7 protein-coding genes are annotated in these 6,334 nt (G+C 43.7%); all 7 read right to left on the bottom strand.

The features are described 5' to 3' along the window. A partial coding sequence (locus HRT75_RS13790) for a hypothetical protein (RefSeq protein ID WP_291187909.1) occupies positions 1 to 1,716 on the bottom strand: 1,716 nt, incomplete at its 3' end. Positions 1,717 to 1,842: 126 nt separating this feature from the next. Then, positions 1,843 to 2,496, bottom strand: a complete 654-nt coding sequence (locus HRT75_RS13785) for a hypothetical protein (protein WP_291187906.1) — start codon at positions 2,494 to 2,496, stop codon at positions 1,843 to 1,845. Positions 2,497 to 2,553: 57 nt separating this feature from the next. Beyond that, on the bottom strand, positions 2,554 to 3,525 hold the full coding sequence (locus HRT75_RS13780) for a TM2 domain-containing protein (protein ID WP_291187904.1): 972 nt from the start codon (positions 3,523 to 3,525) through the stop codon (positions 2,554 to 2,556). Positions 3,526 to 3,554: 29 nt separating this feature from the next. After that, positions 3,555 to 4,907, bottom strand: a complete 1,353-nt coding sequence (locus HRT75_RS13775; RefSeq protein WP_291187902.1) for a terminase large subunit — start codon at positions 4,905 to 4,907, stop codon at positions 3,555 to 3,557. Then, positions 4,894 to 5,493 (bottom strand): hypothetical protein, encoded by a 600-nt coding sequence (locus HRT75_RS13770; protein ID WP_291187900.1) that lies wholly within the window; start codon positions 5,491 to 5,493, stop codon positions 4,894 to 4,896. The genes HRT75_RS13775 and HRT75_RS13770 overlap by 14 nt, the downstream gene beginning before the upstream one ends. Next, complete coding sequence (locus HRT75_RS13765; RefSeq protein WP_291187898.1) at positions 5,465 to 5,875, bottom strand: hypothetical protein; 411 nt, start codon at positions 5,873 to 5,875, stop codon at positions 5,465 to 5,467. The genes HRT75_RS13770 and HRT75_RS13765 overlap by 29 nt, the downstream gene beginning before the upstream one ends. A gap of 114 nt (positions 5,876 to 5,989) precedes the next feature. Beyond that, positions 5,990 to 6,277 carry a RusA family crossover junction endodeoxyribonuclease gene (locus HRT75_RS14795; RefSeq protein WP_366665082.1) on the bottom strand — a complete coding sequence of 96 codons (288 nt, stop codon included), beginning with the start codon at positions 6,275 to 6,277 and terminating at the stop codon, positions 5,990 to 5,992. Between the last annotated feature and the right edge of the window lie 57 nt (positions 6,278 to 6,334).

Genomic DNA, 6,334 nt, shown 5'->3' with positions numbered 1-6,334 from the left:
TTGTTGGTAAATTTGATCGACAAGATCCCGATATGTTTGTTCGCCGATTTCTATTTGATAATGTCCTACTTGGGTTAGCGGTTCGTATTCTCGTTCGTACCTAGCAATGAAACGAGCAAAATTTGTTTTTATAATGAGATCAAGCTGGCTTAAAGTGCCTCTATCACGCATGACATACGCCTCTTGATCTGTTTTGTGCGGCGCAGGGTCCAATTCAAATTCTAAACGCTTTTTACGCAACATCTGAGGGTTTGTCTTGTGTCTTGTGGCCAAGTGCAAATCATATAAAGAGTCCAATTCACCCGTTTTCATTCCCATGTTTTTAGCTTTTTCGTAAAGCTTGAACACTTGTTCAGCGGTCAGTATAAACCAATCGGTTCCCCAATTGGCATATCGGATCATATCAGAGCCAAAAGCCGCCTTGTACAGGGTCTCATGAAGCCATTTGTCAATGTCATTTAGCTGCTGCGCGATCACCAAAAGTGGTTTTTTAGCCGATTCCATGACTGCTTGCACTTGCTCTATGTTGACTGCCTGTGTAGCTAGCATTTCATTAATGCCAGTAACGGACTTTCTAAACTGCATGCGCCTCTTTTCAATGGACCTTGCATACATCTCAAGTCCAGTAATGTCAGGCGACTCGAACCTAAAGATTCTGCTGTCTTCTGACACACCCTGAATAACAAGTGGATCTACATCTACTGTTGTGCCAGGTCCACCAAAAATATCGGGCTTTGCACACTTTTCGCACTTTACTCGCGTGGTAATCAATTCGCCATTACTCGTACTAGTGCGCTCAATGTAGCCATCAACACAGCCTTCTTGATCACATTCACTCACCCCTTTTGGACGAATGGTCACTGGAAATGGTATGTAGTTCTCACCGTATTTTTCAAATACAACAGCAAGCTGGTAATCCAAAAGCAACCCTAAGCTTGCCGCTAAGGGATTGTACCTGTCTTTGCTCATTTCGTACCGCACATGCGACAAGAATGGGCGCGCTGGACAATAACCCAGATTGTGGTCGTTTTCAAATAACAATACAGGTCGGCCACCTTTCCTTTTTTCAAACACCCTGTACGATTGATCATCATAAAACGCATAGCGTTGCCATTGACCAGTATCATCCGTTCCCACGGAATGCAAAAAAGCGATGTAAGCAACCTCAACATGAGAATTTGGAACAAATTCCACATCAATTAGACGATCCTCCTCAACGGTTACAATGTAAGGCAGTCCTACACTATCATAATCAACTACTGTGTAGGTATTGGGCTTGTTGGTCAATACAGTTCGTGCTGTTTCTTTGACGTAACTCCCGATGCTAAGCCTAGCAAAAAGCTCATCCCCCCTTTGAGGCTCGACACCCATGTAATTATTGCTAAAAGAAGCATCTCTGGCCTCAAACACCTTCCACAGGTCTTGAAGAGCAGATTGCGCCTCGCCAACACATTCCATTGGGAATGTAAAAAAGGCCATCGTTCGGTCTTGCTTGTCTGGATGCAGACGCTTGGCGATCATGGCCTCTATTTCTTCCCATCCTCTGAGGCCCTTAATTTCATCCGCAAAGATGCATTGAGTAATGACCGTCAGAAGACTTTCGTAATACCCCCTATTATTCCAATCCAGATTCTTCCTCTCCAATCGACGAATCACTTCGTCGTCGGACAATCTCTCCTTGAGGATTGGTTGTTGTGTCAAAATAGTAGGCATCATGATCGGCTAGTGTTATTGATGATCGGCTTTGTCGGCGTTGACTTCTCAATATTCGCAGCGCGTGGTCATAATCAAGCTCGTTGACTATACCCCCCGCGTCTGCGAATCTCAATGAAATTTTCTTCATTAGACAACTGCTAGAAGTGGCGAAAATGGCGGCGTAGGCACAATTGTGTGCAACTTTTCGTCAAACTTGGGCACAAATTGAAAATTAAAGGCATTTGCATCAATGTTGTCGCGATTGCCAAAGCTCTGGTCGCCAATAAAAGGTGCTTTTTGTAAAGGAATACCAGTGAAGATATCGCCTTCTTTGTGCCCTGTAATAGTGTTGTTTTCGTGGATTAAAAACACCTCTACATCTTGGCACTCTAGGTTTCGCAAAGCAGCAATTTGATCCGCATGCAAGCGCAAAAAGTTGCCACTAAAAGTAGAAGGGTCGCGACCTGTATTGAGCAACACCCCGTTAGGTGTTTCATTGCCACCCCCTGCGGTTAGTTCAGCGCCTGCCTCAATGTTAGGCGCACCCAAAGTGCGAACAGGTGTATTGACAACCTTAGTGTCGTCGTTAGCATTCCATAGCACATCCCACAAGGCTTGAGTGTCTGGGGATAAGTTCTGAATACTTGCAGGAATATTGTTGGCATTGTCAGCAAGGTCAATTTTAATTTGACCGCGCTTAGCGAAGTAAATGCGTTGTATTTGACCACGCTGGGTGTAGCAGTTTTTTTCTGGCGCAGCAACTAAGGGAGTCCCAGTGCCGCATGTGCAAGCGCTCATCATGGCGAATGTGTGTTTATTGAAAAAATATAGATTAGATAGTATGTATCGGTTTTGTACTTAGAATGAGTAAAGGTAGCCCGATATGGTTGACAAAACCACGCCTGAACTATCCCTAAATTCTATGTCGCTTGTGTATTGCGTTGAAGTCGCAGCAGGGTCACTAAGCCATTCATTGTGGTAAAAAGCGAATACGCGATTATTATTTTGAATGGCAACAGGTGTACAAATAAATGTCGCAGGCATGGCGTTATTTTGCGACGAAACGATGTTTACAAATCTTACGTCTTCTATTTGACAGCTAAACACGCCCCCGCTTAGCTCCACTGTGCAAGCATGCCTCCAGTTCGGGGCATTCAAAAAAGGCTGGTGATTGACCGTAATATCGCTATCAAGCGCAGGATAGCTAGTCCCTCCGCAAGCAGTAAACACAGGGTTTGGATTCAAGTGCGAACGAATCTCGTTAATCAGAGAAATATCGGCAGTGGTTAAGCTTGAGCTATCCCACGGCAGGCTGCTGATTGTACCGAGAACGACATCAAAAGAATCCTGTGTAAAAGCAGTGTTCAAATTCAACTCCAAGGCCGCTTTCATGTCGGCAATGGTCACGGGGGCGGTTAGCGTGCGAAACAATTGGAATGCGCCTAACGCAAAACAACTTTCGACTTCATTTTCTCCTTGATAAGCTACTGGTAGCAACATCTCTTCTGCATTTTTTTGACATTCACTAATTACGACATCTGGCTTTTGGCAGGAAGCAAACAAAACAAACATAGCAACGACACCAATAATACCTTTACTGGAGTTAGACAAAGCGTTGGCTCGTATCGTTTTTAGCTCTTCGCTAGTGTTTCGGGACTCTACTTGGCCCCCAAGTGTAAACAGATCAATTAGTGCTCCCACACCAAAAACACCTCCTGTTAAGAACCAAACAACCCCCTTCAAGGGCTTCCCTAGGTAAAAATGGTGGAGTCCGAGCAATCCAAATAGCCCGAATACCCACAGTAAATAAGCTGTTCCTTTCGATTTCATTGAGATAAAATTGTGGTTATTTAAAGTGATTAATTCCGCTGCATTTTGTTCGTATAACGCAATCCTTGGATACCATAGCGCATGGCGTCCATTGCGTGATCCTTACCTGTGTTCTTGTCTGGCTCATTAGTCAACTCACCCGTCATTGGGTCTTTGAGATATTTGTAAGACTGTTGCTCCAGCCTGAAAGCTGGATTATCTACAATGCAAACTTCTTCAAACGATTTGACCAGTGCAATTCCATCTCTAACGCTTCCTTTGCCCTTTTTGGCTGCCATGGTCCTTTTGTAACCCAATCGCCTCAAGTGAGCAATGGTGTCAGGGCTTGCCCCGTCTGCCATTATAAACCGCTTGTTAGCTTTTAGGTTACCAAGCTTGTGTTGCTTAGATACCTTAGCTATTTCTTTGGCAATATCAGGAGCCAATAACCCAGTGGCATAAAACAGCAGCTGAACGTACAGCTTGCCATCGGATACAGCGCACTTGACAAAAGCCGTTTTACTATTGCTAAATCCGAAGTCGAGCCCATAAGACACATCGTCACTTTCTGGCATTTTGTCCACCCATGTAATATTAGGATAGATGATTGCCTCAGTGCTTCCTGTTTGCCCATTAATGTAGACCTTGCGCCACTCTGGATTTTGACGCCCCTTGGCAACCAACTCACGCTTTGTCTTTTGGTCGACTCCAGGGTTGTGCGTGAAATTGGAAATACACAATTGCACATGTTTCTTGCCGTGCATCTTGTGATGATACCAAAAAGGAGCATCTGAGTTGTAATCTATGATCGTACAGACCTTGGAACGAAACTCTAGTTGTTCAGCAACTGCCCAGCCAATTCCATTGGCTTCATTGACGAATGTAATGTGACGCTTTCCACTTTTGGCATCCTGCCCATCTTTAAAAGAAGCAAAACCAATAGTGGCACCATTGGCAAATGTTGCTATCTTATCCGTTTTGTTATACTTGTAGTCAAATATTGGACGCAACGCCTCTGGGAAATCATCAACAATAGACCTGATGACAGACTCGAAGTCCTTTATGGCCCCCTTCTTAAGATTGGGCACATCTTGGCCAACGATTAAAATAGATAGTGGCTCCTGTTTACCTTTTTTGTTATAGTACTTGTAAGCTATGGCAGCGAACACAAGCGCTTGGATAATGGAGTAGGTCTTTCCACTCCATGTACCCCCTTGATGTGATAAGAACGTTTTCTGTTGCCTTTCGGCATGCGGGTCAATTGCAAATATAAACGAAAGTGTCGTAACAAAGACAACGCTTTCTACAATAGGGTTGTCCAGTAAAAGCCTTCCCGAATCACTGGGGGCCTGTTCACCCCAAATATGTAGCGCTTGACTTTGCGCTGCGCTACTCTTCTTCATTTCTTAACAGGTCTTCATGCATTTGATCCAAATCGGGCGCAAGGTCTTTCGCTTCCTGCTCAGAGGTTGCCAACTTGCTACCCTGTAAGGCTTGACCGCCAATATTTATGTTTACATCTGGAATGCGCTCTCCTGACTCGTCAAAGTTGTCTGGGTTGAGCTTCCATTGATCTTTTGCTCTGTTGGTAAGCATGAATTTAGCAGCTTGAACGCTTGGCGGCACAACAATATGTTGATCCCAGCTCTCAACTATTTTTTCATACGGCACTTCTTTCCCGTCTTTTGAGAACTTGTAAATCAATTTGGTTTTTTCTCGCTTTACAACCTCCGTATAGCCAATAGCAGCTTTATTCACTGCTTCGACAATCTTGGGTATTGAAATGGGCTTGCCGTTTTCTATTGCCTCCTTAAACTCCCTTATGTCAGCACACCACCTATAAAAGGTTGTCTCTGATATTCTGAGCGCTTTGTATATTTCAACATTAGTGCAGCCTTCAGATGCTAACTCCTCTGCTCTTTTAGCATAAGATTCATTGTATGACGAAGGGCGCCCAAGATTACCTTTGTTCTTGCCGTGCTCGTCCATCCATCATATTTTTTTGCGCATGAGTAAAGTTACTATAAAAAGCAACATTGCTTTTTAGTGTTTCGTTCTGCTCTCCTAGTTTTCCAAACTCATAGGTAAGCTCAGGGAGATCAAAATCAATTTTCTGCTGAATACCATGGCATGTGCTATCAAAATGCGCCTGAATAAGCGACTTGAAATCATCCGCTGTTTTAGGCTTGCCATTTTTGATTAATTCTAAAATTAACAAATCCTTTCCAACATCCAAAACATCCTCCAATATAAGATCATCTTCCTCTTTTGATGCCGCAAGGTTGCGCACAATCAAAAGAACGCTCCTGAGCAAAGTGATATGGTTGAAAAAATTTGTCAATTGCCTGATTTTTTGCCTGATGAATTGCATTGCAATGGCTTTGTAATAGTAAAGCTACTAAAATTAATAGTAAAAAAGAAATTTTAGAAACTTCTACTACCACACAAGATAGCATGATTAATGAATTAGACCAATTTATTTGCTTTAGTATCCAATCAGTGTTAGTTCTATCCTTGGGTTTAGACCGTGCCACTTTGAGATGTGGTTACACTGTTGAATGAGGGCGTCGTCTTTATAGACGAATGGAGATCCGTCTTTGTTGTCGCTCAAACAATCGAGTGGGAGCTTATTCAGGTTGTCCATTACGTCTGGGCGCGTTGTCTTGGGTATAAGGCCACCTATCCCAAGCCACCGACTTTTGCCTTTGTGCTTGAGCTGGGCTTTGGTCGGTGGGTGGATGTAGCACACGCTATCAACGCATGCCCAATTCATGAAGGGCTCGAAATCTTTCGGCAACTGCTGGGCAACTTGGTAGCGAATCAACCACTC

Origin of the sequence: Gilvibacter sp., assembly GCF_013214815.1 — a bacterium.
Lineage (GTDB): Bacteria > Bacteroidota > Bacteroidia > Flavobacteriales > Flavobacteriaceae > Gilvibacter.
Note: the sequence above shows the minus strand (reverse complement) of the source record. Positions and strands in the feature narration are given on the sequence as shown.